The 22,938-nt window shown below is 42.5% G+C and carries 40 protein-coding genes and 1 rRNA gene; 39 read left to right on the plus strand and 2 right to left on the minus strand.

The features are described 5' to 3' along the window. Positions 1-15: 15 nt before the first annotated feature. From rplD to salA, 35 genes are all read left to right on the plus strand, one after another. Positions 16-642 carry a 50S ribosomal protein L4 gene (gene rplD, locus AC58QT_RS34025; RefSeq protein WP_497412843.1) on the plus strand — a complete coding sequence of 209 codons (627 nt, stop codon included), beginning with the start codon at positions 16-18 and terminating at the stop codon, positions 640-642. After that, positions 639-929 (plus strand): 50S ribosomal protein L23, encoded by a 291-nt coding sequence (gene rplW / locus AC58QT_RS34030; protein WP_056618288.1) that lies wholly within the window; start codon positions 639-641, stop codon positions 927-929. Before rplD ends, rplW begins: the two co-directional genes overlap by 4 nt. 29 nt (positions 930-958) lie before the next feature. Further along, complete coding sequence (rplB, locus tag AC58QT_RS34035) at positions 959-1,789, plus strand: 50S ribosomal protein L2 (protein WP_068661879.1); 831 nt, start codon at positions 959-961, stop codon at positions 1,787-1,789. Positions 1,790-1,837: 48 nt separating this feature from the next. Then, complete coding sequence (rpsS, locus tag AC58QT_RS34040) at positions 1,838-2,116, plus strand: 30S ribosomal protein S19 (RefSeq protein WP_068661880.1); 279 nt, start codon at positions 1,838-1,840, stop codon at positions 2,114-2,116. Between the two features lie 29 nt (positions 2,117-2,145). Next, positions 2,146-2,478 (plus strand): 50S ribosomal protein L22, encoded by a 333-nt coding sequence (rplV, locus tag AC58QT_RS34045; RefSeq protein WP_028557490.1) that lies wholly within the window; start codon positions 2,146-2,148, stop codon positions 2,476-2,478. 13 nt (positions 2,479-2,491) lie between these two features. Continuing rightward, positions 2,492-3,154 carry a 30S ribosomal protein S3 gene (gene rpsC, locus AC58QT_RS34050; RefSeq protein ID WP_028557489.1) on the plus strand — a complete coding sequence of 221 codons (663 nt, stop codon included), beginning with the start codon at positions 2,492-2,494 and terminating at the stop codon, positions 3,152-3,154. 3 nt (positions 3,155-3,157) lie between these two features. Beyond that, positions 3,158-3,592, plus strand: a complete 435-nt coding sequence (gene rplP, locus AC58QT_RS34055; protein ID WP_497412844.1) for a 50S ribosomal protein L16 — start codon at positions 3,158-3,160, stop codon at positions 3,590-3,592. After that, positions 3,582-3,779, plus strand: a complete 198-nt coding sequence (gene rpmC / locus AC58QT_RS34060) for a 50S ribosomal protein L29 (protein ID WP_028557487.1) — start codon at positions 3,582-3,584, stop codon at positions 3,777-3,779. The genes rplP and rpmC overlap by 11 nt, the downstream gene beginning before the upstream one ends. Positions 3,780-3,806: 27 nt before the next feature. Then, positions 3,807-4,070, plus strand: coding sequence for a 30S ribosomal protein S17 (gene rpsQ / locus AC58QT_RS34065; RefSeq protein WP_068661882.1), 264 nt, complete (start codon positions 3,807-3,809; stop codon positions 4,068-4,070). A 35-nt stretch (positions 4,071-4,105) separates the two neighbouring features. Continuing rightward, positions 4,106-4,474 (plus strand): 50S ribosomal protein L14, encoded by a 369-nt coding sequence (gene rplN, locus AC58QT_RS34070; RefSeq protein WP_028557485.1) that lies wholly within the window; start codon positions 4,106-4,108, stop codon positions 4,472-4,474. A 55-nt stretch (positions 4,475-4,529) separates the two neighbouring features. Further along, positions 4,530-4,883 (plus strand): 50S ribosomal protein L24, encoded by a 354-nt coding sequence (rplX, locus tag AC58QT_RS34075; RefSeq protein ID WP_081787661.1) that lies wholly within the window; start codon positions 4,530-4,532, stop codon positions 4,881-4,883. A gap of 33 nt (positions 4,884-4,916) precedes the next feature. Beyond that, positions 4,917-5,459 (plus strand): 50S ribosomal protein L5, encoded by a 543-nt coding sequence (gene rplE / locus AC58QT_RS34080; protein WP_056618284.1) that lies wholly within the window; start codon positions 4,917-4,919, stop codon positions 5,457-5,459. 36 nt (positions 5,460-5,495) lie between these two features. Then, positions 5,496-5,681, plus strand: a complete 186-nt coding sequence (locus AC58QT_RS34085) for a type Z 30S ribosomal protein S14 (protein ID WP_126144086.1) — start codon at positions 5,496-5,498, stop codon at positions 5,679-5,681. Positions 5,682-5,714: 33 nt separating this feature from the next. Further along, complete coding sequence (gene rpsH, locus AC58QT_RS34090; RefSeq protein ID WP_028557481.1) at positions 5,715-6,113, plus strand: 30S ribosomal protein S8; 399 nt, start codon at positions 5,715-5,717, stop codon at positions 6,111-6,113. A 29-nt stretch (positions 6,114-6,142) separates the two neighbouring features. Further along, positions 6,143-6,685, plus strand: a complete 543-nt coding sequence (gene rplF / locus AC58QT_RS34095; RefSeq protein ID WP_497412845.1) for a 50S ribosomal protein L6 — start codon at positions 6,143-6,145, stop codon at positions 6,683-6,685. A gap of 101 nt (positions 6,686-6,786) precedes the next feature. Beyond that, entirely contained in the window at positions 6,787-7,155 is a 369-nt protein-coding gene (gene rplR, locus AC58QT_RS34100) for a 50S ribosomal protein L18 (RefSeq protein WP_057313450.1), read from the plus strand. A 27-nt stretch (positions 7,156-7,182) separates the two neighbouring features. Continuing rightward, positions 7,183-7,680 (plus strand): 30S ribosomal protein S5, encoded by a 498-nt coding sequence (gene rpsE / locus AC58QT_RS34105; RefSeq protein WP_056618277.1) that lies wholly within the window; start codon positions 7,183-7,185, stop codon positions 7,678-7,680. 11 nt (positions 7,681-7,691) lie between these two features. Further along, positions 7,692-7,880, plus strand: coding sequence for a 50S ribosomal protein L30 (gene rpmD, locus AC58QT_RS34110; RefSeq protein WP_310502667.1), 189 nt, complete (start codon positions 7,692-7,694; stop codon positions 7,878-7,880). Between the two features lie 36 nt (positions 7,881-7,916). Next, positions 7,917-8,357 carry a 50S ribosomal protein L15 gene (rplO, locus tag AC58QT_RS34115; protein ID WP_310502666.1) on the plus strand — a complete coding sequence of 147 codons (441 nt, stop codon included), beginning with the start codon at positions 7,917-7,919 and terminating at the stop codon, positions 8,355-8,357. Then, positions 8,357-9,661 (plus strand): preprotein translocase subunit SecY, encoded by a 1,305-nt coding sequence (gene secY / locus AC58QT_RS34120; RefSeq protein ID WP_310502665.1) that lies wholly within the window; start codon positions 8,357-8,359, stop codon positions 9,659-9,661. Before rplO ends, secY begins: the two co-directional genes overlap by 1 nt. 86 nt (positions 9,662-9,747) lie before the next feature. After that, a complete protein-coding gene (locus AC58QT_RS34125) occupies positions 9,748-10,398 on the plus strand; it encodes an adenylate kinase (RefSeq protein ID WP_497289192.1) in 651 nt (216 codons plus the stop codon). Continuing rightward, positions 10,398-11,150 carry a type I methionyl aminopeptidase gene (gene map, locus AC58QT_RS34130; protein WP_497289193.1) on the plus strand — a complete coding sequence of 251 codons (753 nt, stop codon included), beginning with the start codon at positions 10,398-10,400 and terminating at the stop codon, positions 11,148-11,150. The genes AC58QT_RS34125 and map overlap by 1 nt, the downstream gene beginning before the upstream one ends. Positions 11,151-11,159: 9 nt before the next feature. Further along, on the plus strand, positions 11,160-11,465 hold the full coding sequence (locus tag AC58QT_RS34135; RefSeq protein ID WP_497412846.1) for a hypothetical protein: 306 nt from the start codon (positions 11,160-11,162) through the stop codon (positions 11,463-11,465). 2 nt (positions 11,466-11,467) lie between these two features. Next, entirely contained in the window at positions 11,468-11,686 is a 219-nt protein-coding gene (infA, locus tag AC58QT_RS34140; protein WP_009676800.1) for a translation initiation factor IF-1, read from the plus strand. Between the two features lie 103 nt (positions 11,687-11,789). Next, the gene (rpmJ, locus tag AC58QT_RS34145; RefSeq protein ID WP_171632730.1) at positions 11,790-11,903 is read left to right on the plus strand and encodes a 50S ribosomal protein L36; all 114 of its coding nucleotides are present in this window, start codon (positions 11,790-11,792) and stop codon (positions 11,901-11,903) included. A gap of 19 nt (positions 11,904-11,922) precedes the next feature. Then, positions 11,923-12,291: a 30S ribosomal protein S13 gene (gene rpsM, locus AC58QT_RS34150; protein ID WP_028557471.1), complete on the plus strand. Its 369-nt coding sequence runs from the start codon at positions 11,923-11,925 to the stop codon at positions 12,289-12,291. Positions 12,292-12,309: 18 nt separating this feature from the next. Then, on the plus strand, positions 12,310-12,705 hold the full coding sequence (gene rpsK, locus AC58QT_RS34155; protein WP_028557470.1) for a 30S ribosomal protein S11: 396 nt from the start codon (positions 12,310-12,312) through the stop codon (positions 12,703-12,705). A 125-nt stretch (positions 12,706-12,830) separates the two neighbouring features. Beyond that, on the plus strand, positions 12,831-13,775 hold the full coding sequence (locus AC58QT_RS34160; protein WP_056618255.1) for a DNA-directed RNA polymerase subunit alpha: 945 nt from the start codon (positions 12,831-12,833) through the stop codon (positions 13,773-13,775). A 24-nt stretch (positions 13,776-13,799) separates the two neighbouring features. Next, positions 13,800-14,165 carry a 50S ribosomal protein L17 gene (rplQ, locus tag AC58QT_RS34165; RefSeq protein WP_057304263.1) on the plus strand — a complete coding sequence of 122 codons (366 nt, stop codon included), beginning with the start codon at positions 13,800-13,802 and terminating at the stop codon, positions 14,163-14,165. Positions 14,166-14,305: 140 nt separating this feature from the next. Then, complete coding sequence (gene truA, locus AC58QT_RS34170; protein WP_497412847.1) at positions 14,306-15,067, plus strand: tRNA pseudouridine(38-40) synthase TruA; 762 nt, start codon at positions 14,306-14,308, stop codon at positions 15,065-15,067. Positions 15,068-15,244: 177 nt separating this feature from the next. Beyond that, a complete protein-coding gene (gene rplM, locus AC58QT_RS34175) occupies positions 15,245-15,682 on the plus strand; it encodes a 50S ribosomal protein L13 (RefSeq protein WP_310502660.1) in 438 nt (145 codons plus the stop codon). Positions 15,683-15,700: 18 nt separating this feature from the next. Next, positions 15,701-16,093 (plus strand): 30S ribosomal protein S9, encoded by a 393-nt coding sequence (gene rpsI / locus AC58QT_RS34180; RefSeq protein WP_057313444.1) that lies wholly within the window; start codon positions 15,701-15,703, stop codon positions 16,091-16,093. Positions 16,094-16,310: 217 nt separating this feature from the next. Then, positions 16,311-17,003, plus strand: a complete 693-nt coding sequence (locus tag AC58QT_RS34185; RefSeq protein WP_497412848.1) for a phosphoadenylyl-sulfate reductase — start codon at positions 16,311-16,313, stop codon at positions 17,001-17,003. A 172-nt stretch (positions 17,004-17,175) separates the two neighbouring features. After that, positions 17,176-17,937 carry an N-acetylmuramoyl-L-alanine amidase CwlD gene (gene cwlD / locus AC58QT_RS34190; RefSeq protein ID WP_497412849.1) on the plus strand — a complete coding sequence of 254 codons (762 nt, stop codon included), beginning with the start codon at positions 17,176-17,178 and terminating at the stop codon, positions 17,935-17,937. A 54-nt stretch (positions 17,938-17,991) separates the two neighbouring features. Further along, on the plus strand, positions 17,992-19,083 hold the full coding sequence (salA, locus tag AC58QT_RS34195) for an iron-sulfur carrier protein/transcriptional regulator SalA (RefSeq protein WP_497412850.1): 1,092 nt from the start codon (positions 17,992-17,994) through the stop codon (positions 19,081-19,083). 48 nt (positions 19,084-19,131) lie between these two features. Here salA and gerD read toward each other — a convergent pair whose 3' ends face one another. Further along, positions 19,132-19,914 (minus strand): spore germination lipoprotein GerD, encoded by a 783-nt coding sequence (gene gerD, locus AC58QT_RS34200; RefSeq protein WP_497412851.1) that lies wholly within the window; start codon positions 19,912-19,914, stop codon positions 19,132-19,134. Positions 19,915-20,053: 139 nt separating this feature from the next. Here gerD and AC58QT_RS34205 point away from each other — a divergent pair, with 139 nt between their 5' ends. Next, positions 20,054-20,650: a KinB-signaling pathway activation protein gene (locus tag AC58QT_RS34205; RefSeq protein WP_310502655.1), complete on the plus strand. Its 597-nt coding sequence runs from the start codon at positions 20,054-20,056 to the stop codon at positions 20,648-20,650. Positions 20,651-20,687: 37 nt separating this feature from the next. Here AC58QT_RS34205 and pdaB read toward each other — a convergent pair whose 3' ends face one another. Beyond that, positions 20,688-21,470: a polysaccharide deacetylase family sporulation protein PdaB gene (gene pdaB, locus AC58QT_RS34210; RefSeq protein ID WP_497412852.1), complete on the minus strand. Its 783-nt coding sequence runs from the start codon at positions 21,468-21,470 to the stop codon at positions 20,688-20,690. 117 nt (positions 21,471-21,587) lie between these two features. Here pdaB and AC58QT_RS34215 point away from each other — a divergent pair, with 117 nt between their 5' ends. The 3 genes from AC58QT_RS34215 to AC58QT_RS34225 all read left to right on the plus strand — a co-directional run. After that, positions 21,588-22,199, plus strand: a complete 612-nt coding sequence (locus AC58QT_RS34215) for a stage II sporulation protein M (protein ID WP_497412853.1) — start codon at positions 21,588-21,590, stop codon at positions 22,197-22,199. A 150-nt stretch (positions 22,200-22,349) separates the two neighbouring features. Further along, positions 22,350-22,580 (plus strand): hypothetical protein, encoded by a 231-nt coding sequence (locus tag AC58QT_RS34220; protein WP_056618222.1) that lies wholly within the window; start codon positions 22,350-22,352, stop codon positions 22,578-22,580. A gap of 297 nt (positions 22,581-22,877) precedes the next feature. Next, positions 22,878-22,938 (plus strand): 16S ribosomal RNA (locus AC58QT_RS34225); the annotation flags it as partial.

Below are 22,938 nucleotides of genomic sequence, written 5' to 3' on the forward strand. Positions count from 1 at the left end.
AAAGGAGGAAGACAGATGCCAAAAGTAGCTTTATATAATGTAACAGGTGCTCAGGTAGGAGAAGTTGAACTGTCTGACGTTGTTTTCGGAATTGAGCCTCACGTTCATGCGATTCACGAAGCGGTTCTTTTGCAACAAGCGGCTGTGCGTCAAGGAACTCACAAAACAAAAGGTCGTTCAGAAGTTCGCGGCGGTGGTCGTAAACCTTGGAAACAAAAAGGTACAGGACGTGCGCGTCAAGGTAGTATTCGTGCTCCACAGTGGAAAGGCGGCGGTACCGTATTCGGACCAACTCCTCGTAGCTATGGTTTCAAATTGCCAAGAAAAGTTCGTCGCTTAGCGATCAAATCCGCTTTGTCCTCGAAACTAATCGATAACAACTTGATCGTTCTTGATCAACTTCAATTGAATGCTCCGAAAACGAAAGATTTCGTTGCTATCTTGAACAACCTGAAAGTAGATCGCAAAGTATTGGTTGTAGGCGTTGCTAACGACTCCAATGTTGCTTTGTCCGCTCGTAACATTCCAGGTGTGAAATTCGTTGCTGCTGATGGAGTTAACGTTCTTGATGTCATGCTTTATGACAAATTGATCTTAACACAAGAGGCTGTACAGAAAGTTGAGGAGGTGCTTGCACAATGAAAAATCCACGCGACATTATCAAGCGCCCGATCATCACTGAGCGTACAAGCGACCTAATGGCTAACAAAAAGTATGTTTTCGAAGTGGATCTTCGCGCTAACAAAACAGAAATTAAACAAGCTATCGAAGCAATCTTCAAAGTAAAAGTTACAAATGTAAACACACTCAGAATGCCAGCTAAGCCTAAACGTTATGGCAAACACTCTGGTTACACTTCCATCTGGAAGAAAGCTATCGTGTCCCTAAGCGCAGAGAGCAAAGAATTGGAATTCTTTGAAACAGTATAATCCACTTCTCAAAGTAAGGAGGAAACAGAGTGCCAATTAAAAAATACAAACCAACCTCACCAGCTCGTCGTGCGATGTCGGTTTCTACTTTTGAAGAAATCACAACATCAACACCCGAGAAATCATTGCTTGCTCCTTTGTTCAAGCATGCTGGTCGTAATAACCAAGGTAAAATTACGGTTCGTCACCATGGTGGTGGACACAAACGTAAATACCGTATCATCGATTTCAAACGTACTAAAGATGGAATACCAGGACGCGTTGCTACAGTTGAGTACGATCCTAACCGTTCCGCGAACATCGCATTGATTCATTATGCTGATGGCGAAAAAACATACATCATCGCTCCTAAAGGTCTTAAAGTGGATGATCGTATCGTTTCTGGACCACAAGCTGATATCAAAGTAGGTAACGCACTTCCATTGGAAAACATTCCAGTTGGTACAGTTATCCACAACATTGAGTTGAAACCTGGTAAAGGTGCACAATTAGTGCGCGCTGCTGGTACAGAAGCTCAATTACTTGGTAAAGAAGAATCATACGTAACAATTCGCCTTTCTTCTGGTGAAGTTCGTAAAGTTCTAAAAGTTTGCCGCGCAACAATTGGTTCTGTTGGTAACGAAGATCACGAGCTAGTGAAAATCGGTAAAGCAGGACGTAATCGTTGGAAAGGCAATCGTCCACAAGTTCGTGGGGTTGTTATGAACCCGAATGATCACCCACACGGTGGTGGTGAAGGACGCGCGCCAATCGGACGTAAATCACCTATGTCTCCATGGGGTAAACCGACGCTTGGTTTCAAAACTCGTAAAAAAGGTAAAGCATCCGATAAATACATTGTACGTCGTCGTACGAAGTAATCTAGGATATATGAATTCTCTTGAGGTTCAAGGAAGGGAGGAACACCCATGGGTCGCAGCTTAAAGAAGGGTCCTTTTATTGATGGACACTTACTGAAAAAAGTAGAAGACTTGAATACTGCGGAAAAGAAAGTTGTTGTTAAAACGTGGTCCCGTCGTTCTACAATTTACCCGCAATTCGTTGGTCACACTTTCGGAGTTTATGACGGAAGAAAACACGTGCCAGTATACGTAACGGAAGATATGGTTGGGCATAAGCTTGGTGAATTTGCTCCAACACGTACGTACAAAGGTCACGATGACGATAAGAAAACCGGAAAACGTTAATTCATTTTTAACCGAGAGGAGGTACTACCATGCAAGCTAAAGCAATATTGAACCACGCTCGGATTGCTCCTCGTAAAGCAAAGCTAGTTGTTGACTTGATTCGGGGAAAAGCGGTAGGTGAAGCGATCGCAATTTTGCGTCATACACCAAAGGCAGCTTCTCCAATTCTGGAGAAACTATTGAATTCCGCAATTGCCAATGCAGAGCATAACTATTCACTAGATCCAAACAAACTTGTTGTTTCCGAGACTTTCGTAAATCAAGGGCCAACAATGAAAAGATTCCAACAACGTGCAATGGGCCGCGCTAGCGCGATCAAAAAACGTACCAGCCACATCACAATCGTGGTATCTGAAAAATAAGGAGGGGTAACGTGTGGGTCAGAAAGTACACCCGATAGGTTTTAGAATTGGTGTCATTCGTGATTGGGAGTCCAAATGGTTTGCAGAAAAAGATTTCGGAACTCTGCTGCTTGAAGACGTCAAAATCCGCGAATACTTAAAGAATAAACTTAAAGATTCTGCAGTTTCCCATATCGATATCGAGCGCGCGGCTAACCGTGTTAACGTAACGATTCATACTGCTAAACCAGGAATGGTTATTGGTAAAGGCGGAGCTGAAGTTGAAGTTATTCGTAACTACATCGCAGCTATGTCGAACAAAAAAGTTCATATCAACATTTCTGAAATCAAACACCCTGATCTTGACGCTATCCTAGTAGCTGAAGCTGTTGCACTTCAATTGGAACGTCGTGTTTCATTCCGTCGTGCTATGAAGCAAGCTATGCAAAGAACGATGAGATCCGGAGCAAAAGGTATCAAAGTTGCAACTAGCGGACGTCTTGGCGGTGCTGAGATTGCTCGTACGGAAGGATATAGCGAAGGAACTGTTCCACTTCATACACTTCGTGCGGATATTGACTATGGTACAGCTGAAGCAGCTACTACTTATGGACGTATTGGTGTAAAAGTATGGATTTATCGTGGAGAAGTGCTTCCGACAGCTAAGAAAAAGGCTCAGCCGGAAGGAGGAAATTAAATCATGTTAGTACCTAAACGTGTAAAACACCGTAAAGAACACCGCGGTAACATGAAAGGTCGCGCTAAAGGCGGAACGGAAGTTGCTTTTGGCGAATATGGTCTGCAAGCAGTTGAACCGGCTTGGGTTTCCAACCGTCAAATCGAAGCAGCTCGTATTGCCATGACACGTTACATCAAACGTGGCGGTAAAGTATGGATTAAAATTTTCCCAGCAAAACCAGTTACACAAAAGCCGCTTGAAGTTCGTATGGGTAGTGGTAAAGGTAGCGTGGAAAAATGGGTTGCTGTTGTAAAACCGGGCAAAATTTTGTTTGAACTAGCAGGTGTAAGCGAAGAGATTGCTCGTGAAGCAATGCGTCTTGCTGCTCACAAGCTTCCAATCAAAACGAAGTTCGTGAAAAGAGAAGAAGTAGGCGGTGAAGCAAATGAAGGGTAGTGAATTCCGGAACTTAACCACTGCTGAAATCGAGCAAAAAGTTAATGGTTTTAAAGAAGAACTCTTTAACCTCCGTTTTCAACTAGCTACTGGTCAATTGGACAACCCGACTCAAATTCGTGATTTGCGTAAAGAGATCGCTCGTGCCAAGACTATTTTGCGTGAAAGAGAACTGGGTATTGGGTAACCAAATCTAGAAGGGAGTGTTCCTTAGATGGCTGAACGTAACGATCGTAAAGTTCTGATCGGTAAAGTTGTCAGCGATAAAATGGATAAAACCATTGTTGTTGCTGTTGAAACTTACAAAAAACATGAACTCTATCACAAGAGAATCAAACATACGAAAAAATTTAAAGCTCATGATGAAAACAACCAAGCTAAGATTGGTGACACTGTGAAAATCAGTGAAACTAGACCTTTGTCCAAAGATAAAAGCTGGAGACTGGTTGAAATTCTTGAAGTTGCAGTTGTTATCTAATATTCTAGATATGAACCCCGAAAGGAGGGAATACGATGATTCAACCATTTACTCGTTTGGCTGTCGCTGACAACTCAGGTGCGAAACAATTAATGTGTATCCGCGTTTTGGGTGGTACTGGTCGTCGCGTTGGTCACATTGGTGATTTGATCGTATGTTCAGTAAAAGAAGCAACACCAGGTGGCGTTGTCAAAAAAGGTGACGTTGTTAAAGCAGTTATCGTTCGTACGAAGAGCGGAGCTCGCCGTAAAGACGGTTCATATATCTCATTTGATGAGAATGCAGCTGTTATCGTGAAGGAAGACAAGAGCCCACGTGGTACTCGTATCTTCGGACCAGTTGCTCGCGAACTTCGCGATAGAGACTTCATGAAGATCGTATCCTTGGCTCCAGAAGTTATCTAAGACGTGTTACGATGTTGTTTTCCGAACCGGAGAACCCCAGGAGGTGTAGAAGCTAATGCCAAGACTTAAAAAGAGACTTGAGTCTCATAACAATAAATTGCACGTGAAAAAAGACGATACTGTTTTCGTTATCACTGGCAAAGACAAAGGTAAAAAAGGCCGCGTTATCGCTGCTTACCCACGTCAAAATCGTGTTCTTGTTGAAGGTGTAAACATGGTTAAGAAACATGCGAAACCATCCCAACTTAACCCACAAGGCGGTATCTTGAATCAAGAAGCTGCGATCCACGTTTCTAACGTGATGCTGATTGATCCTAAGAGCGGCAAACCTACTCGCGTAGGATACAAAGTATTGGATAACGGAACGAAAGTTCGTATCGCGAAAAAATCCGGCGAAGTTATCGACTAATACACACATGTATGGAAAGGAGGAAACTAGATCATGGCAGTAAGATTGAAAGATCGTTACTTGAACGAAATTACACCAGCATTAATTCAAAAGTTCAACTACACAACAGTTATGCAAGTGCCTAAAATCGAGAAAGTTGTTATCAACATGGGTGTTGGTGAAGCTGTTTCGAACTCCAAAGTACTTGATACTGCAGTTGAAGATCTTCAAAAAATCTCTGGTCAAAAGCCAGTTGTAACAAAATCCAAAAAAGCGATCGCGGGTTTTAAACTTCGTGAAAACATGCCAATCGGTGCGAAAGTAACACTTCGCGGCGAGCGTATGTACCACTTCTTGGATAAATTGTTTAACGTATCACTTCCACGTGTACGTGACTTCCGCGGTATTTCCAACAAAGCATTTGATGGTCGCGGTAACTACACACTTGGTTTGAAAGAACAACTCATTTTCCCTGAAATTGAGTATGATAAAATCGATAAAGTTCGTGGTATGGATATTGTTATCGTAACGACGGCTAAGTCCGACGAAGAAGCTCGCGAGCTTTTAACACAACTCGGAGCGCCTTTCGTAAAATAGGTCACAAGTCGTACCTATCAGGAGGTGTTATATTAAGTGGCAAAAACTTCGATGAAAATCAAGCAACAGCGTGCCCCGAAGTTTAAAGTGCAGGCATACACACGTTGTGAGCGCTGCGGGCGTCCGCATTCCGTGCTTCGCAAGTTCAAAATTTGTCGGATTTGTTTCCGCGAATTAGCACACAAAGGTCAGATTCCAGGCGTGAAAAAAGCAAGCTGGTAATCACCCTATTTTCGGGAAGGAGGTTTACACAAAATGGTCATGTCAGATCCAATTGCAGATATGCTAACACGCATTCGTAATGCGAACATCGTACGTCATGAGACAGTTGAAATCCCAGCTTCAAAAGTGAAGAGGGAAATCGCTGAAATCCTTAAAAAAGAAGGATTTATCCGTGATGCTGAGTACGTTCAAGATAGCAAACAAGGTATCATTCGTTTGTTCCTGAAATATGGTTCAAACAATGAGCGTGTTATCTCTGGTTTGAAAAGAATTTCGAAACCAGGTCTACGCGTTTACACTAAATCACAAGAAGTCCCTCGTGTTCTGGGCGGATTAGGGATTGCCATCATCTCCACGTCTCAAGGAGTTATGACGGATAAAGATGCTCGTCAATCCAAAGCTGGCGGAGAGGTTATCTGCTACGTTTGGTAATACAATTGTAATTGAATGGAGGTGCAAACATGTCTCGTATTGGTCGTAAACCAATCACCATTCCAAGTGGTGTAAATGTAACACTAGACAATACTCAAATCACGATTAGCGGACCTAAAGGTTCCCTATCCCGTGTACTTCATACTGATATGAAAGTAAACGTTCTAGATAACGAGATTTCCGTTGAGCGTCCTTCCGATAACAAACTCCACCGTTCCCTGCATGGTACAACACGTAGTGTTGTTGCTAACATGGTAAGTGGTGTTACGGAAGGGTTCACGAAATCGTTGGATCTAGTAGGCGTTGGTTACCGTGCAAACAAAAGCGGTGACAAATTAGTTCTTAACGTTGGGTACTCCCATCCAGTTGAGATCAATCCTGAAAACGGTATTGAATTCGATGTTCCTACGAACACGAAAATCATCGTTAGAGGTATTGATAAAGAGCTAGTTGGCGCAATGGCAGCGAAAGTTCGTTCCGTACGTGAACCAGAGCCGTATAAAGGTAAAGGTATTAAGTATGAAGGCGAACGCATTCTTCGTAAAGAAGGTAAAGCTGGTAAGAAGAAATAAGATCGAAAGATCGCGGGTAATAGCTAAAAGTTTTCTTATGAGAACTTGCTACGTAAGCATAGGCCTCGCATCATAAGATGATGAAAGGAGTGTAAGTATAGATGATTACTAAAAGCGATAAAAATAAAGCTCGTCTGAAAAGACACCTTCGTGTTCGTAAGAAAATTGAAGGTACAACTCTTCGCCCACGCTTGAACATTTTCCGTTCTTCCAAACATATGTATGCTCAACTTATCGACGATACAACTGGTGCAACTATCGTTGCTGCATCAACTCAAGATAAAGAGCTTAAAAGTGAAGTAGGTAACGGTGGAAACGTTGAAGCTGCTCGTAAAGTTGGCGCATTGATTGCAGCACGTGCGAAAGAAAAAGGTGTAGTTCAAGTGGTTTTCGACCGCGGTGGATACCTTTATCATGGACGTGTTCAAGCATTGGCTGATGCAGCTCGTGAAGCTGGACTTGAATTCTAGAAATACATTAATAAGGAGGTAAAAGACTTGCGTGTAGATCCTAATACTTTAGAGCTAACAGAAAAAGTCGTAAATATTAATCGCGTAGCTAAAGTAGTAAAAGGCGGACGTCGTTTCAGCTTCAGCGCACTTGTTGTCGTTGGCGATGGCAATGGCTGGGTTGGTGCAGGAATCGGTAAAGCTTCCGAAGTTCCAGATGCAATCCGTAAAGGCATTGAAGATGCGAAAAAGAACTTGATCCATGTTCCTATCGTAGGCACTTCGATTCCTCACCTTGTTACTGGTAAATTTGGCGCGGGACGCGTTCTATTGAAACCAGCATCCCAAGGTACAGGAGTTATCGCAGGCGGACCAGTTCGTGCAGTACTTGAACTTGCTGGTGTAGGCGATATCTTGACAAAATCCCTAGGTTCATCGAACTCCATGAACATGGTTAACGCTACGCTTGAAGGCTTGAGCCGCTTGAAAAAAGCGGAAGAAGTTGCAAAGCTTCGCGGTAAAACTGTTCAAGAGCTATTAGGTTAGGAGGGGTAAACATGGCTAAACAATTACAAGTTACCCTAAAACGCAGCTTGATCGGCCGCCCTGAAACGCAACGCATTACTGTGAAAACACTTGGTCTACGTAAGTTGAACCAAACTGTTCTTCACCAAGATAATGCAGCTATCAGAGGTATGGTTAATCAAGTGAGCCATTTGGTAGAAGTTAAAGAAATCGAAGCATAGAAATAAGAATTTAAGATCTAGAGGAGGTGTGCAACGATGAAGTTACATGAGCTAAGCTCTGCTACTGGCGCTCGTAAATCACCTAAACGTGTTGGACGTGGAACAAGTAGTGGTATGGGTAAAACATCATCTCGCGGACATAAAGGTCAAAACGCACGTTCCGGTGGAGGCGTTCGTCCTGGATTTGAGGGTGGACAAAACCCATTGTACCGTCGTTTACCTAAACGTGGATTCACGAACCGTTTCCGTACGGAGTACGCGATCGTTAATCTTGAAGATTTGAACAACTTCGCAGCTGGTACTGAAGTAACTCCAGAAGTATTGATGGAGACTGGTATTGTTAAAGCTCCTAAAGACGGTATTAAGATTTTAGGAAACGGTGAAATTACAGTAAAATTAACCGTTAAAGCGAACAAGTTCTCTCAATCAGCGATTGAGAAAATCCAAGCTGCCGGCGGTCAAACCGAGGTGATTTAATGTTCAATACCATAGCCAACATCTTCAAAGTAGAAGATTTACGCAGAAGGATTCTCTTCACGCTTATCTTGCTAATCGTCTACCGTTTGGGAGCGTTCATCCCGGTTCCAAACATTAATACAGATGTTTTGAAACTTCAAGATCAAGCGAATCAGAGCGATGTCTTTGGTTTGCTTAACACGTTCTCCGGCGGCGCGCTCTTCCAATTCTCCATCTTCGCGATGGGAATTATGCCTTATATCACGGCTTCGATCATTGTTCAGCTTTTGTCCATGGATGTCATCCCGCGCTTTGCGCAATGGGCGAAAGAAGGAGATGTCGGAAGAAAGAAAATGACGCAGGTGACTCGTTACGGTACGATTGTTCTAGGGTTGATTCAAGCTTTCGGTTTATCAATCGGCTTTAACCGCCTATACAGTGGTTTAGTAATTGATTCCGGCTTTACAACTTTCGCTTTAATCGCTATCGTATTGACCGCTGGTACAGCTTTCTTGATGTGGCTAGGTGAGCAAATCACGGAGTACGGAATCGGTAACGGTATTTCCATAATCATCTTTGCTGGGATCGTCTCTGCGATTCCAACAAGCATTCAACAAATCTACAAATCACTCTTTGCAACCGATGGAGCTTTGTTCCTGAACATTGTAAAACTTATCATTATTGCTTTAGTTGTTATCCTGATTATTGCTGGCGTTATATTCGTACAACAAGGTGTTCGCAAGATACCTGTACAATATGCGAAGCGAGTAGTTGGCCGTAAAATGTATGGTGGTCAAACAACACACATTCCACTTAAAGTGAATGCTGCTGGTGTTATCCCCGTAATCTTCGCATTGTCACTTTTGATGTTTCCTCCAACCATTGCAAGTTACTGGAGAGGAAATGTAGTTGCAGAATGGATTATTAACAACTTAAGTATTAACCAAACTGCACCATTAGCGATTGTACTTTATGTACTGCTGATTATTGGTTTCACCTACTTCTACACCTTCGTACAAATTAATCCAGTTCAAATGGCTGATCAGATGAAGAAGAATGGCGGTTACATACCAGGTATCAGACCAGGTAAAACAACTTCAACTTATCTGACACGCGTAATGACTAGAATTACTCTTTCTGGAGCTCTGTTTCTCTCAGCAATTTCTATTCTTCCAATGCTATTTGGAGGACTTGCTGGATTGCCTAGTTCGGTTCAAATAGGTGGTACATCTTTACTTATCGTAGTAGGCGTTGGTCTTGAGACAATGAAGCAAATCGAGAGCCAATTGATTAAGCGTCATTACAAAGGGTTCATCAATAAATAGCTAATAGGTTCTGATGGGGCAAGTTCTGCGACATCGGCACCTATTGTGCTGTTCGTAATGCCGAGTGCGATGGGGAGGTTTTAATTGTGAACGTAATATTTATGGGGCCTCCTGGTGCAGGCAAAGGTACGCAAGCAGAGAAAATCGTTTCTGAGTTTCAAATTCCACATATTTCGACAGGCGACGCGTTCCGCGCAGCTATGAGCCAAGGTACTCCAATGGGTATCGAAGCAAAAGGATATGTTGATAAGGGACTTTTAGTTCCTGATGAAATTACGAACGGTATTGTGAAAGAGCGTCTTGCTCAGCCGGATTGCGATAAAGGATTTTTGCTTGATGGGTTTCCGCGTACGGTAGCTCAAGCAGATGCATTGTCTGAAATCGTAGATTCGCTCGGTAAGAAGATTGAGATTGTTATCAATCTAGCTGTTGATCGCAGTTATCTGTTAGCACGACTAACTGGCCGAAGAATTTGTAAATCCTGTGGTTCTACGTATCATGTCATCTTCAACCCACCTCAGCAAGAAGGCGTATGCGATAAATGTTCCGGTGAGTTGTACCAACGATCTGATGATACGGAAGAGAAAGTCGGAACACGTTTGGATGAATATATCAACAAAACGGCTCCGCTTCTGGATTACTACCAAAAGAGGGAATTATTGCGTGAGGTTAACGGGGAACAAGACATTCATGCGGTAACTGAACAAATTAGCTCACTGCTACGAGGTCTAGCGTAATGATCATTTGTAAGTCCGAGGTTGAACTAGACCTAATGCGAGAAGCTGGTCGTATCGTAGCCGAAACGCACCGCTTATTGGCAAGGGCGATTCGTCCGAACATTACAACGAAAGAACTTGATCAGATCGCAGAGGAATTCATTCGCAGTCAGGGAGCAATTCCATCTTTCAAAGGTTACAATGGTTTTCCTGGAAGCATATGTGCTTCAGTCAACGAAGAATTAGTTCATGGTATTCCTGGTCCAAGAAAGCTCGTTGAGGGCGACATTATCAGTATTGATATTGGTGCTCAATATAAAGGTTATCATGGAGATTCTGCTTGGACATATCCTGTCGGTGAAATTTCTGAAACTGCTCAGCGTTTGCTGAAAGTAACAGAAGAATCACTCTATCGAGGCATTGCAGAAGCTAAACCGGATGCTAGACTCTACACGTTGTCGCATGCAATCCAAACTTGTATTGAAGACGCAGGCTTCTCCGTGGTTATAGAGTATGTCGGTCATGGTATTGGAACGGATCTTCACGAAGAACCTCAAATTCCAAACTATGGTATTCCTGACAAAGGTCCCAGGCTCAAACCAGGCATGGTCCTAGCCATTGAACCCATGGTGGTTGTTGGCGAAAGATTTGTCCAAACACTCGAAGACGATTGGACTGTCGTCACTACGGATCGTACCCTATGTGCTCATTTCGAACATACGGTTGCTATTACGGCAGCTGGTTATGAAATATTAACTTTGCCTAGATCGTAGGTGAATTGAGTGGATAGTAAGATTCCGCAAGTGGGTCAAATCGTAAAGGTGCTTCGCGGTAGAGATCCCGGAGAATATGCGGTCGTGATCGGTCTTGTCGATGATCGCTTTGTCTGGCTTGCCGACGGCGCTAATCGCAAATTTGATCAACCGAAGAAGAAGAACCTGAACCATCTTCATTTACAAGAAACGATTAGCAGTGAAGTAGCGTCCAGCATTAGGGATACAGGCCGTGTGACTAATGGAAAATTGCGCTTTGCAATCGCCAAATTCGTTGAGCTTATGCAAGGTGAAGCACAAGAGAAAGGAGAATGACTGTGGCCAAAGAAGATGTAATTGAAGTAGAAGGTACAGTGATTGAACCTCTTCCGAATGCAATGTTTAAAGTTGAATTGGAAAATGGTCATAAAATCCTAGCCCATGTTTCAGGAAAGATCAGAATGCATTTTATCCGCATTTTGCCTGGAGATAAGGTTACCGTAGAATTATCGCCTTATGATTTGACGAGAGGCCGTATAACCTACCGTTTCAAATAAATGTTCGGCTTAGAAGTAATACTCTCTCAAGACGTATGCTTACGAAGCAAGTTTTCTAACGAAAACGCAACATGGTTGCTTACGATGAAAAGGAGGGCTTAAAATGAAAGTAAGACCGTCAGTAAAACCGATTTGTGAGAAATGTAAAGTTATTCGCCGTAAAGGCAAAGTAATGGTAATTTGTGAAACACCTAAGCACAAACAAAAACAAGGTTAAAAGGAGGTGCATTCTGTAGATGGCACGTTTAGCTGGAGTTGACTTACCTCGTGACAAACGAGTTGTAATCGCGTTGACTTACATTTTCGGTATCGGCACTACAACTGCTCAGAAAATCATTGCTTCCACAGGTATCGATGCGAGTACTCGCGTTCGTGACTTGACTGAAGATGAAGTGAGCAAAATCCGTGATGTAATTGACAAAACCCTTAAAGTAGAAGGCGATCTTCGCCGTGAAATTTCCCTTAACATCAAACGTCTAATCGAAATCGGATCCTACCGTGGTCTTCGTCACCGCCGTGGTCTTCCTGTTCGTGGTCAACGTACTAAAACTAATGCTCGTACACGTAAAGGTCCTCGTCGTACAGTAGCTAATAAGAAGAAATAATAAAGGGGGTTAGAGCTAATGGCAAAACCTAAAAAAGTCGTCCGTACGAAACGTCGTGACCGGAAAAATATTGAGAGCGGTGTAGCACACATCCGTTCAACATTTAACAACACGATCGTAACGATCACGGATCCGCATGGTAACGCAATTTCTTGGGCAAGTTCAGGAAACCTTGGATTCAAAGGTTCCCGTAAAAGTACTCCTTTCGCAGCACAAATGGCAGCTGAAAAAGCAGCTAAAGCAGCAATGGAGCACGGCTTGAAAACTGTTGAAGTTATGGTTAAAGGTCCAGGGGCTGGCCGCGAAGCAGCAATCCGCTCTTTGCAAGCAGCAGGTCTTGAAGTAAACCTGATTAAAGACGTGACTCCGGTTCCTCATAATGGCTGCCGTCCTCCAAAACGTCGTCGCGTATAATTCAGGATCACTTTGTAGTATAATTATTCCAAATCCGTGAATAATGGATTGAAGGATAGGCGTACTATGAAATTATCAACGAAGTATCCAGAGGGAACCGACGTATTGAATGGAGGGTACATTTCATGATCGAGATCGAAAAGCCAAAAATAGAAACTGTAGCATTAAGTGAAGATGGCGCTTATGGTAGATTTATCATTGAGCCTTTGGAGCGTGGCTACGGTACAACCTTAGGAAACTCACTACGTCGTATCTTACTGTCCTCCTTGCCGGGGGCAGCAGTAACCTCTGTCCAAATCGATGGCGTTTTGCACGAATTTTCAACGATTCCTGGCGTGCTTGAGGATGTTACGGAAATTATCCTTAATCTCAAAGGCTTGTCGTTGAAGATTCACTCCGATGAGGAGAAAGTGCTAGAAATTGATGCAGAAGGAGAAGGTAATATTACTGCGGCTGATATCCGTGGTGATAGTGACGTGGAAATCCTTAACCCGGATCTACACATCGCTACCTTGTCTCCAGATGCACGTCTTCACATGAGGATTCATGCGGGCAGAGGGCGCGGTTACGTCCAGTCAGACAAAAATAAGCATGAAGAACAACCAATTGGTGTTATTCCAATTGATTCAATCTACACGCCTATTACTCGGGTAAACTACGCAATTGAGAATACTCGCGTCGGTCAAGTGACTAACTATGATAAATTGACTCTCGAAGTGTGGACCGATGGAAGTATTCGACCAGAAGAAGCAGTAAGCTTGGGCGCGAAAATCTTAACTGAACATTTGCTCTTGTTCGTCGGTTTGACGGATGAAGCAAAAGACGCTGAGATTATGGTTGAAAAAGAAGAAGATAAGAAAGAAAAAGTTCTTGAGATGACGATCGAAGAACTAGATCTTTCCGTTCGCTCTTACAACTGTCTCAAACGTGCAGGGATTAATACCGTACAAGAGCTGATTACCAAAACAGAAGAAGACATGATGAAAGTTCGGAACTTAGGTCGCAAATCACTTGAAGAAGTTCAAGAGAAGCTCGAAGAGCTTGGTTTGGGTCTACGTACTGAGGAATAGTCTTGTCAGAAGGAGGTTAACTCAATGAACTACAGAAAATTGAACCGCGATTCCAGTAATCGTAAAGCATTATTTCGTGATCTGGTAACGGATCTGTTCATACATGAGCGCATTCAAACAACAGAAGCAAAAGCTAAAGAAATTCGTTCAATCGCTGAGAAGTTAATTACTCTTGCGAAACGCGGAGATCTTCACGCACGCCGTCAGGTTGCTGCTTTTGTTCGTAGAGAAGCTGCTAACGAAAATCAAGATGCGATTCAAAAACTATTCTCTGATTTGGCTACTCGCTACTCCGAGCGTCCAGGCGGATACACACGTATCCTTAAACTGGGACCACGCCGCGGTGACGCAGCACCAATGGTTTACCTAGAGCTAGTAGATCGCGCATAGAAGACGGATGGGAAAGGGTGGACGGAATCACTAGATTCTGGTGAAGCCCTTTTTTTGCAGTCTTGGATTGCATTCTAGTGAAAAGAGTTGCGGAAGCAACTTGAACTAGGTAGAAAGGATGTCTCATGGAGGAACAAGCCTTGAGAAATCTACGCTTTACCATAAGTTACGATGGCACATCTTATTCTGGCTTCCAGATACAGCCGAAATCAGACACGGTTCAATATCGGTTAGAGCAGGCTGTCTTCTTGTTGACAGGTGAGACGGTGAAAGTCATTTCATCAGGGCGTACAGACGCCGGTGTTCATGCGAAAGCGCAAGTTATTAATTTTACAACGAGTTCTAAGATTCCAGTGCAACGATGGTGCTTAGCTCTAAATGCTAGACTACCCAGGGACATCGTCGCACATACAGCGGAAGAAGTTCCCCCTACTTTTCACTCTCGCAAAGCCGCGAAACGTAAAACGTATTGTTATACGATTCGTTCGGCGCGCTTCCCTGATGTCTTTCACCGCAACTTCGAGTATCATCACCCCACACATCTAAATGTGGAAGCCATGAGAGAGGCGCTCCCTTGCCTGCTTGGTGAGCATGATTTTACTTCGTTTTGCACAGTGAGAACGGATAAGGAAATCAAAGTGAGAACCTTGTATGAGGTTCGTATGGTGACGGAATCCGACGAGTTGGTGGCGACTGGTAAAGTAGATCGTATTCGGTTGATTATAACAGGTAATGGTTTTCTTTATAACATGGTGAGGATCATCGTAGGGACGTTGATTCAGATCGGTGAAGGTAAGAGACCATCTAGCGATATGCAACGTGTTCTCGAGGCCAGAGATCGCTCTCAGGCGGGCCCTACTGCCGAAGCTATGGGTTTGACCCTGTGGAAAGTTGACTATTAAAAAGTTGACAACAGCACTTGATTCTTAGGACGTTATCGTGTAAAATATAACTTGGCGTTTCGTGATCGGATACCCCACAGCCCCTGATCACAAAATGACCATAACAATCCATCGCTTATGTTAATTTAACACAACTATAACTTATGTATTTCAGATATATTTTTAGGAGGATTAAGCATGCGCACCACATATATGGCTAAGCCAAATGAAGTTGAGCGTAAATGGTACATTGTTGACGCTGCAGGCCAAACACTTGGCCGTCTTGCAAGTGAAGTTGCTAGCATTATCCGCGGTAAGCACAAACCGGAGTTCACTCCACACGTAGATACTGGTGATTTCGTTGTTGTTATCAATGCTTCCCAAATTAAGCTTACTGGTAAGAAAATGCAAAACAAAATGTACTACCGTCACTCGATGTACCAAGGTGGTTTGAAAGTGACTTCCGCTCAGGATCTACTTAACACTAAGCCTGATCGTATGATCGAATTCGCAGTTCATGGTATGCTTCCTAAGAACCGTCTAGGCGACAGCTTGAAAACTAAGCTTAAAGTCTACGGTGGAGCAGAGCACCCGCACACAGCACAACAACCAGAAGTTTGGAATCTTCGCGGTTAATATAAGGAGGAACGTTTCGTGGCACAAGTTCAATATTATGGAACGGGTCGTCGTAAGCATTCGGTAGCGCGCGTGCGCTTAGTACCGGGTGAAGGACGCATCATTATCAACAAACGTGATCTAGATGAGTATTTTGGTCTTGAAACGTTGAAACTAATCGTTAAACAACCACTTGCTCTTACTGAAACAATCGGTCAATACGATGTTCTAGTTCTAGCAAATGGCGGCGGAATCAGCGGACAAGCTGGCGCAATTCGTCACGGGATTTCCCGTGCGTTGTTGAAAGCTGATCCAGAATACCGTGGATCCTTGAAAAAAGCAGGATTCTTAACACGTGATTCCCGTATGAAAGAGCGTAAAAAATACGGATTGAAAGCAGCACGTCGTGCTCCTCAATTCTCCAAACGTTAAGATCATGTGCCTTTGGCACGCAAGAAAAACCTTTTCGGCATATGCTGCGAAAGGTTTTTCTTTTTTTTATACCTCCATATATCCCGATTTCGTCCTCGAATAATAAAGTTAATACCAAAATGGTAATAAGTCATTGACTCCTTACAGAAGTCGGATATAATTAGAGATAAATCATACAATAGCAGTCGGGATTATCGACTATTGGAGGAATCGTACAATGAATCTATTTGAAAAAGAAGCATTTGTAACGAAAGCAGCGGAAGAATTCGAAGATCAGTCGCCTGAGGCGCTGTTGAAACTTGCAGTAGATACATTCGGAAGTTTGACATTAGCATGTAGTTTTGGCGCAGAAGACGTTGTGCTTGTCGATATGCTGCAAAAAATTAACCCTAACGTTGATATTTTTTATTTAGATACAAACGTTCACTTCGACGAAACATACGAGACAAAAGAGCGTCTTGAAAAGCACTATGGTACGAAGTTTGTTCAAGTTTTGCCGAAACTTACGCTTGAAGAGCAAGCGGCGGAACATGGTGACGAACTATGGAAGAGTGATGCTAACAAATGCTGCAATATCCGTAAAGTTGATCCCTTAACAGATATTCTTAGAAACTATGATGCTTGGATTACGGGAATTCGCCGCGATCAAGCACCTACGCGTGCTAACGCTAAGAAAGTGGAGTACGATGTGAAATTTGGTCTAATCAAATTTAATCCTCTAGCTAACTGGACATCGGAAGATGTATGGCAATATATCCGTGATAATGATGTGATCTATAACCCACTTCATGATCGCAACTATCCGAGTATTGGGTGCACACATTGCACACGCCAGGTTGCTGATGGTGAAGATCCACGTGCTGGACGTTGGGCAAGTAGTGAAAAAACAGAATGTGGTCTTCATAAGTAAGTAATTAGCATTTTTGGCTGTTGTGTTCATGAAATTTACATTTTTTAATGCGCGTTAATGCCTTCCATTGGTCAACCAGATTCTGAATAACCAGATTCTATCTGGTATATTTGTCCACCCTGTCCCATATAGATGTTACAGAGTCTATAGGGAAACAGAGGTGGTATTTTATATGCGCAAAAGGAAGAAAAGGTTAGTTGTCTGGCTGACCATTCAAAGTAGTATGAAGCTATTGCTTTCTGCCATGTTGGTTGCATTGGTTGTCTTTATTTATGCGTACGAGCTCCCTGCAACGAAAACATGGTCGGATTGGACACTCCCTTTATCGGGCAAGACAATTGCGCTAGACGCTGGTCATGGGGGGCCAGATGGCGGGGCGGAGAGCAAGGATGGTATCATTGAAAAGGATATCAACTTGGCCATTACGCTGCGCCTACGTGATTATTTGCAACAAGCCGGTGCTATCGTTGTTTTGACGAGAGAAACGGATACTGACCTCGCTGAGTCAGGCACGAAAGGCTATAGCAAACGTAAGACGCAAGATCTGCATAATCGTGCAGACTTGATCCAAAACAATAATGTTGATATGTTTTTGAGCATTCATTTAAACAGTATACCTTCTGAAAAATGGAGAGGCGCACAAACGTTCTATTATTTAAATAATCCAGACAATCCGAACTTAGCGGCATTAATTCAAGCGGAACTTAGACGTAATCTAGAGAATACCGATCGTGTTGCCAAGTTAGCTGATAAGACGGTGTATTTGTTGAAAACATTGAAAGTCCCAAGTGCACTTGTAGAGGTCGGTTTCCTTTCTAACCCCGAAGAGGCCAAACTACTAGCAGATAACAATTATCAAAAGATGCTGGCTGCATCCGTGTATCAAGGGATCTTGAGATATTTTGCGGGGGAAAAAGTGGGTTCTGCTTCATAATGTGTTATAATTAAAGCCGCGAAGACAATGTCCCAATAAAGGTGTGATGTGGCTATGGTACATAAAGATCAAATCCTAGAAGCGTTGAATACGCTAATAGAACCTCAGTTCAAAAAGAGTGTAGTAGAATTAAATTTGATTCGTGATGTAATGGTGAAGGAAGATGCGGTATCTTTAAGTCTAATCGTCGTTACAGAGGACGAAGGGTTTAAGGAGCATGCCAAAGCATTCATTCAACAATCGTTAGCTCATATAGGAGTACCACAAGTCCATATCAGGTTTAGACTAATGACTGACCATGAGCGGAGTCGTTTGGAAGGTTCTGAACAACAGTCGGGTCAAGCAACACCGCCGAAGCCTGTTCAACCTCCAATCCAGCAACCGATTCTTGGACAATCCTCTACGGTTGAGTTTATCGCAGTTGCGAGTGGTAAAGGTGGCGTCGGCAAATCAACCGTCACGGTGAATCTAGCAGTTGCCTTAGCTCGAAAAGGGAAAAAGGTAGGAATTATCGACGCTGACATCTATGGCTTTAGTATTCCGGATATGATGGGGATTGAAGAGCAGCCGCAACTTGTTGAGAATGTGATTATTCCTGTAGAGAAATTCGGGGTAAAAGTAATATCAATGGGGTTCTTTGTTCAAGATAATGCACCTGTTGTATGGCGTGGACCCATGCTCGGTAAAATGCTGCGCAATTTCTTCAATGAAGTTAATTGGGGGGATGTGGAGTACATCCTACTAGACCTTCCTCCAGGTACTGGGGATGTTGCGTTAGATGTACATCAGCTAATCCCACAAAGTAAAGAAGTCATTATTACGACACCGCATGCCACAGCTGCATTTGTAGCTGCTAGAGCAGGCGCTATGGCTATTCAAACAAACCATGAAATTCTAGGTATTGTTGAAAACATGTCCTATTACGAAAGTAAGGATGGCAGTATTGATTACATTTTTGGTAAAGGTGGAGGAGCTAAGCTTGCAGAAGATTTACACAGTGAGCTGTTAGCGCAAATTCCATTAGGAGCTCCAGATAACCACATATCCGAAATTGATTACTCGCCATCTGTGTATAAAGCAGAATCCAAAGCTGGACAAATCTATTTGGAAGTCGCAGATAGAATCATTACAAAGCTAGAAAAATAGTAAAGAGGAAGAGGAAGCAGAGGAAATCTGCAACCTCTTCCTTTTAATTTACGAACCTGAATCGGACCCGCCATCTTTCTTCTCCTCACCTTGCTTCTCGGAATCCCCAGAGGAGTCATCCTTCTTCTTTTCATCTCCTCCGTCTTCCTTCTTGTCACCTTCTTCTTTCGATTTATCTTCACTCTTCTCTGTGCTTTTCGCTGAAGGCATTTGATCGGGTTTGCTTTGTTGAGCAATTGCAGACTTGAGTAATTCCACCAATTGTGCCCGGAAGAGTGGGCTCTGAATGGATTCTTCCATGACGGTCATCATTTGCTGACGGTACGGTGCTGTCTTCATGACATCAAGAACCATCTTTTCATAGTCCGGATTTTTCATGACATCAATTAATGATTTCTGGTAAGTAGGATCCTTCAGTAATTCCTTGAACATTTGTTTCGTTTCCTTTTGAATGGCCATAGCGAAGTCACCTGCGAACTTAGGATCCTTCATCATGTCAGTCAAAAACATATTATTTTCCTTTGCTGTCAGTACATCCTTAACAGCCATTTGCAGCTGGAGGGATTCATTCGCAGAGAGTAGTTTGATTTGGGATTGACCCCCAATGCTATTCGTCCCAACATCGCCATTCATTATACTTCGATTAGCAGCACTGATGGCTTTTTTACCGTCGTCAGATTTAAGGATATCTAAGATCATTGTCTTCTGTTCTTTGTACGTATTAGCTTGGGATTGTCCTTGTGAAGAATTATCGGTGCCACATGAAGCCAGGAGAAAAGCCATTGATATGACCGGTAGGACCTGAAGTTTTCTAAGTCTTGTCTTTAACATAACTACATGCTCCCTTCCCTTAACTTTAATGGTGTTAGTATGTGTGGTTAGGGTCAGAATATAAGGGGACATTATTGGCTTTTTATCGTAAAGGTTGGTACAATTAACAATTAGAGTTGATTTGTGGAGGTAATTAAACGTGACGTTACGTAAATGGTTTCACTTGTTTTGGACAACACTAGTATTAGGTGTGGTTGTATCCACTGTGATTGGACTTATTCTTCAATTTTCAGACAAAGAATTTTCTGTCATGGGATTATCAGCCGTTGGATTTAACCTGGTCAATATGATTCTTGGTGGGGCTACCATAAGCGTGTTAAGTCAAATGGGCTTCTTCGCTTATTTAATTGTTAGGTTCATTGCTGTAGGTATTATACGTTCCAAAACAGTTTGGGATCTTATACAGCTTACCGTTGTCATCGTAGTACTATTCGACCTTGTGTACTTGAGAAAGACGAATTTTAACAGCTCGGAATCATTACTTGGATACTTCATTTTGCCTGTATGCGTACTTGCGATTTCTTTAGCAGTTAGCTATTGGAAGGTCAAAATGACAAATAAGAATGCATTCATACCTACTTTATTTTTCATGACTGCAGTAACTATTCTTGAGGCTGTACCCGCTTTAAAACTGGATAACGCAGCATCAAGTCTATTTATGTTGGCACCTTTATTCGTTTGTAATGCATGGCAAATTCTGACGCTACATAAGATATTGGATAACAAAAAGAGCTAATTAAATTAGCTCTTTTTTCTTATCTATTTGTCATATTTCAATGGATTTGTTTCATGGCTTGATCCTCAACGGGGGTTGTATCGACTTGAGTCTGTTTAATAAGTTCGCTAACGCTCACGAATTGATAGCCTTTTGCTCGAAGCTGCTGGATGATTATTGGTAAAGCCTCATGTGTTTGTTGAGAGGAGTCACTAGCATGTAGGAGGACGATATCTCCAGGGTGCGCTTTGCTGACAACTCGGTTCACAATGGTGTCGACACCTTTATTGAGCCAATCCTGTGAGTCGGTATCCCATTGAATAACGGAGTAGCCAAGATCATCAGCGATTCGTAGTACACGTTTGTCAAAATCACCATTAGGTAAACGAATGAGATTCGGTTCTTTTCCGACTAATTCAGTTAAAATGCCATGTGCTGTTGAGATCTCGTTTCGGATTTCTTCGTCACTGAGTGAGCTGTAGTTGTCGAATTTATTCCCGTGGCTGCCAATTTCAAATCCATAGCTCTTGATGTGGGAAACAATGTCGGGATGGCTCTTGCTCCAAGGGGAAGATAAGAAGAAAGTTGCATCTTTAACACCGTTGTCTTTTAGGATTTTCAAGATGGGTTCAGCGCGTGTGTCCCCCCAGGAGATATCAAAAGTAAGGGCGATAACTTTCTTCTCGGTTTGTACACTGTAAATGGCTGAAGGCTCAGAGTTCATGAAGACAGATACATTACTCTGTTCGGAATAGATAATAGCCGCGGAGAAGATAATGGCAAGAGCGATGAACAAGTATTGTTTGAATTTACGTGCGTTGATTACAAAAAAGTAGTTCATGAATAGCTTGTACCTCCTTTATGTTAAGCAATTATTAGAGAGCTTGTATTACCTTTAGTAAATAATGTATGCTCGTACACAGGGTACTTATGCTTCCGAAATTGGAGGAATTAGAGAATGAATTTTCAGGTTTTGCTTAGACATTTCAAAGAAATGAAGCATTATTTTATTGTAGTAGTGCTTGTGTTTGGTTTTAGTTTCTATATGGGGTGGGCAAACTCTGAGCAGTTTTCACACTTCTTGGAAAAGCAGTTAGAAGGACTCCAACCTATGATAAAATCAATAAGCGGCAAAGAGAATCCGCAGGTTTGGCTGTTTATTTTTATCTTCTTAAACAACGCAATTAAATCCGTACTTATTGTTTTTTGTGGATTATTCCTAGGTATACTTCCTCTCTTTATGCTGATTGCAAATGGGATGATTCTAGGTTATGTACTGTCTTTGCAGACGAATGAAAGTACATTAGCCATAGTTGTGAAGGGGATACTGCCACACGGTATCATTGAAATTCCTGTTATACTACTTGCCTGTGCATATGGATTGAAGTTAGGAATGTTAGTTTGGAAAATGGGGTTGCAACTGCTTGTGCCTGCGGAGAAACGAAGTGCTCGCCTTGAAATGAAGAGAATCCTCCAACTAACCAAACCGCTTAGCATTGGAATTGTCGTCTTGTTGTTTATTGCAGCCATTATTGAAAGTACGCTTACCTACTGGTTGGTGCATTTGTAAAATATTTTCAATCTCATTGTCATAAAACTGGCAAAATCTGAGCATAACAATAAGGCGGAAATGAAGAAGGGCAGGAAAGCCCTTCCTGATCTGTCTAACAAACTGTTAGTGCCATGAATCTCTACAGTCGAGAGGGGTTTGGATGGATGTATGCTCGGATTTTTGTTCAATGAGAGAGAATGCAGAGAATTAGATTATGTATTACGTAAAGAACTAGACGAAATGCTATTCGATCTCAATGACAAGAGAATTGATCAAGAGATAAAGGGAGCTATAGAATCTAGATATAAGGTTATCTTTCGGATGTATGCCCGTTTAGCTACGCCGAAGGAAATATCGAAGTATGCCAGAAACCGTAATTACCAAGCTCAAAAAAAATAGGGGGTAAGTGCTTGACTTACCCTCTCTATCTATGTTATTTTATAACTCGTCACTTCGAAACGAAGCGAGCGAGTCTTATCAACTAAGATGTTCTCGAAAATCTTAAGAAAAAAAGACTTGCAATCATCAGTGGTACTGTGATATATTTAAAAAGTCGCCGCTAAACGGATGACGAACAACAACGAAAGAAATTGATCTTTGAAAACTGAACAACGAGTGAGTAAGCACAGTCGAGTAATCGACTATAAAATGAGATTGCAAAATCTCGCTAGCTTCAAATGAGCAAGTCATCTTTCTATTATGGAGAGTTTGATCCTGGCTCAGGACGAACGCTGGCGGCGTGCCTAATACATGCAAG

The organism is Paenibacillus sp. J31R109 (genome assembly GCF_059692055.1).

Excerpts from the sequence above, each read along its gene's own strand:
- rplD (WP_497412843.1), top strand. The coding sequence starts at position 16 with ATGCCAAAAGTAGCTTTATATAATGTAACAGGTGCTCAGGTAGGAGAA.
- rplW (WP_056618288.1), top strand. The coding sequence starts at position 639 with ATGAAAAATCCACGCGACATTATCAAGCGCCCGATCATCACTGAGCGT.
- rpsS (WP_068661880.1), top strand. The coding sequence starts at position 1,838 with ATGGGTCGCAGCTTAAAGAAGGGTCCTTTTATTGATGGACACTTACTG.
- rplV (WP_028557490.1), top strand. The coding sequence starts at position 2,146 with ATGCAAGCTAAAGCAATATTGAACCACGCTCGGATTGCTCCTCGTAAA.
- rplP (WP_497412844.1), top strand. The coding sequence starts at position 3,158 with ATGTTAGTACCTAAACGTGTAAAACACCGTAAAGAACACCGCGGTAAC.
- rpmC (WP_028557487.1), top strand. The coding sequence starts at position 3,582 with ATGAAGGGTAGTGAATTCCGGAACTTAACCACTGCTGAAATCGAGCAA.
- rpsQ (WP_068661882.1), top strand. The coding sequence starts at position 3,807 with ATGGCTGAACGTAACGATCGTAAAGTTCTGATCGGTAAAGTTGTCAGC.
- rplN (WP_028557485.1), top strand. The coding sequence starts at position 4,106 with ATGATTCAACCATTTACTCGTTTGGCTGTCGCTGACAACTCAGGTGCG.
- rplX (WP_081787661.1), top strand. The coding sequence starts at position 4,530 with ATGCCAAGACTTAAAAAGAGACTTGAGTCTCATAACAATAAATTGCAC.
- rplE (WP_056618284.1), top strand. The coding sequence starts at position 4,917 with ATGGCAGTAAGATTGAAAGATCGTTACTTGAACGAAATTACACCAGCA.
- rpsH (WP_028557481.1), top strand. The coding sequence starts at position 5,715 with ATGGTCATGTCAGATCCAATTGCAGATATGCTAACACGCATTCGTAAT.
- rplF (WP_497412845.1), top strand. The coding sequence starts at position 6,143 with ATGTCTCGTATTGGTCGTAAACCAATCACCATTCCAAGTGGTGTAAAT.
- rplR (WP_057313450.1), top strand. The coding sequence starts at position 6,787 with ATGATTACTAAAAGCGATAAAAATAAAGCTCGTCTGAAAAGACACCTT.
- rpmD (WP_310502667.1), top strand. The coding sequence starts at position 7,692 with ATGGCTAAACAATTACAAGTTACCCTAAAACGCAGCTTGATCGGCCGC.
- rplO (WP_310502666.1), top strand. The coding sequence starts at position 7,917 with ATGAAGTTACATGAGCTAAGCTCTGCTACTGGCGCTCGTAAATCACCT.
- secY (WP_310502665.1), top strand. The coding sequence starts at position 8,357 with ATGTTCAATACCATAGCCAACATCTTCAAAGTAGAAGATTTACGCAGA.
- map (WP_497289193.1), top strand. The coding sequence starts at position 10,398 with ATGATCATTTGTAAGTCCGAGGTTGAACTAGACCTAATGCGAGAAGCT.
- rpmJ (WP_171632730.1), top strand. The coding sequence starts at position 11,790 with ATGAAAGTAAGACCGTCAGTAAAACCGATTTGTGAGAAATGTAAAGTT.
- rpsM (WP_028557471.1), top strand. The coding sequence starts at position 11,923 with ATGGCACGTTTAGCTGGAGTTGACTTACCTCGTGACAAACGAGTTGTA.
- rpsK (WP_028557470.1), top strand. The coding sequence starts at position 12,310 with ATGGCAAAACCTAAAAAAGTCGTCCGTACGAAACGTCGTGACCGGAAA.
- AC58QT_RS34160 (WP_056618255.1), top strand. The coding sequence starts at position 12,831 with ATGATCGAGATCGAAAAGCCAAAAATAGAAACTGTAGCATTAAGTGAA.
- rplQ (WP_057304263.1), top strand. The coding sequence starts at position 13,800 with ATGAACTACAGAAAATTGAACCGCGATTCCAGTAATCGTAAAGCATTA.
- rplM (WP_310502660.1), top strand. The coding sequence starts at position 15,245 with ATGCGCACCACATATATGGCTAAGCCAAATGAAGTTGAGCGTAAATGG.
- AC58QT_RS34185 (WP_497412848.1), top strand. The coding sequence starts at position 16,311 with ATGAATCTATTTGAAAAAGAAGCATTTGTAACGAAAGCAGCGGAAGAA.
- cwlD (WP_497412849.1), top strand. The coding sequence starts at position 17,176 with ATGCGCAAAAGGAAGAAAAGGTTAGTTGTCTGGCTGACCATTCAAAGT.
- salA (WP_497412850.1), top strand. The coding sequence starts at position 17,992 with ATGGTACATAAAGATCAAATCCTAGAAGCGTTGAATACGCTAATAGAA.
- gerD (WP_497412851.1), bottom strand. The coding sequence starts at position 19,914 with ATGTTAAAGACAAGACTTAGAAAACTTCAGGTCCTACCGGTCATATCA.
- pdaB (WP_497412852.1), bottom strand. The coding sequence starts at position 21,470 with ATGAACTACTTTTTTGTAATCAACGCACGTAAATTCAAACAATACTTG.
- AC58QT_RS34215 (WP_497412853.1), top strand. The coding sequence starts at position 21,588 with ATGAATTTTCAGGTTTTGCTTAGACATTTCAAAGAAATGAAGCATTAT.
- AC58QT_RS34220 (WP_056618222.1), top strand. The coding sequence starts at position 22,350 with ATGCTCGGATTTTTGTTCAATGAGAGAGAATGCAGAGAATTAGATTAT.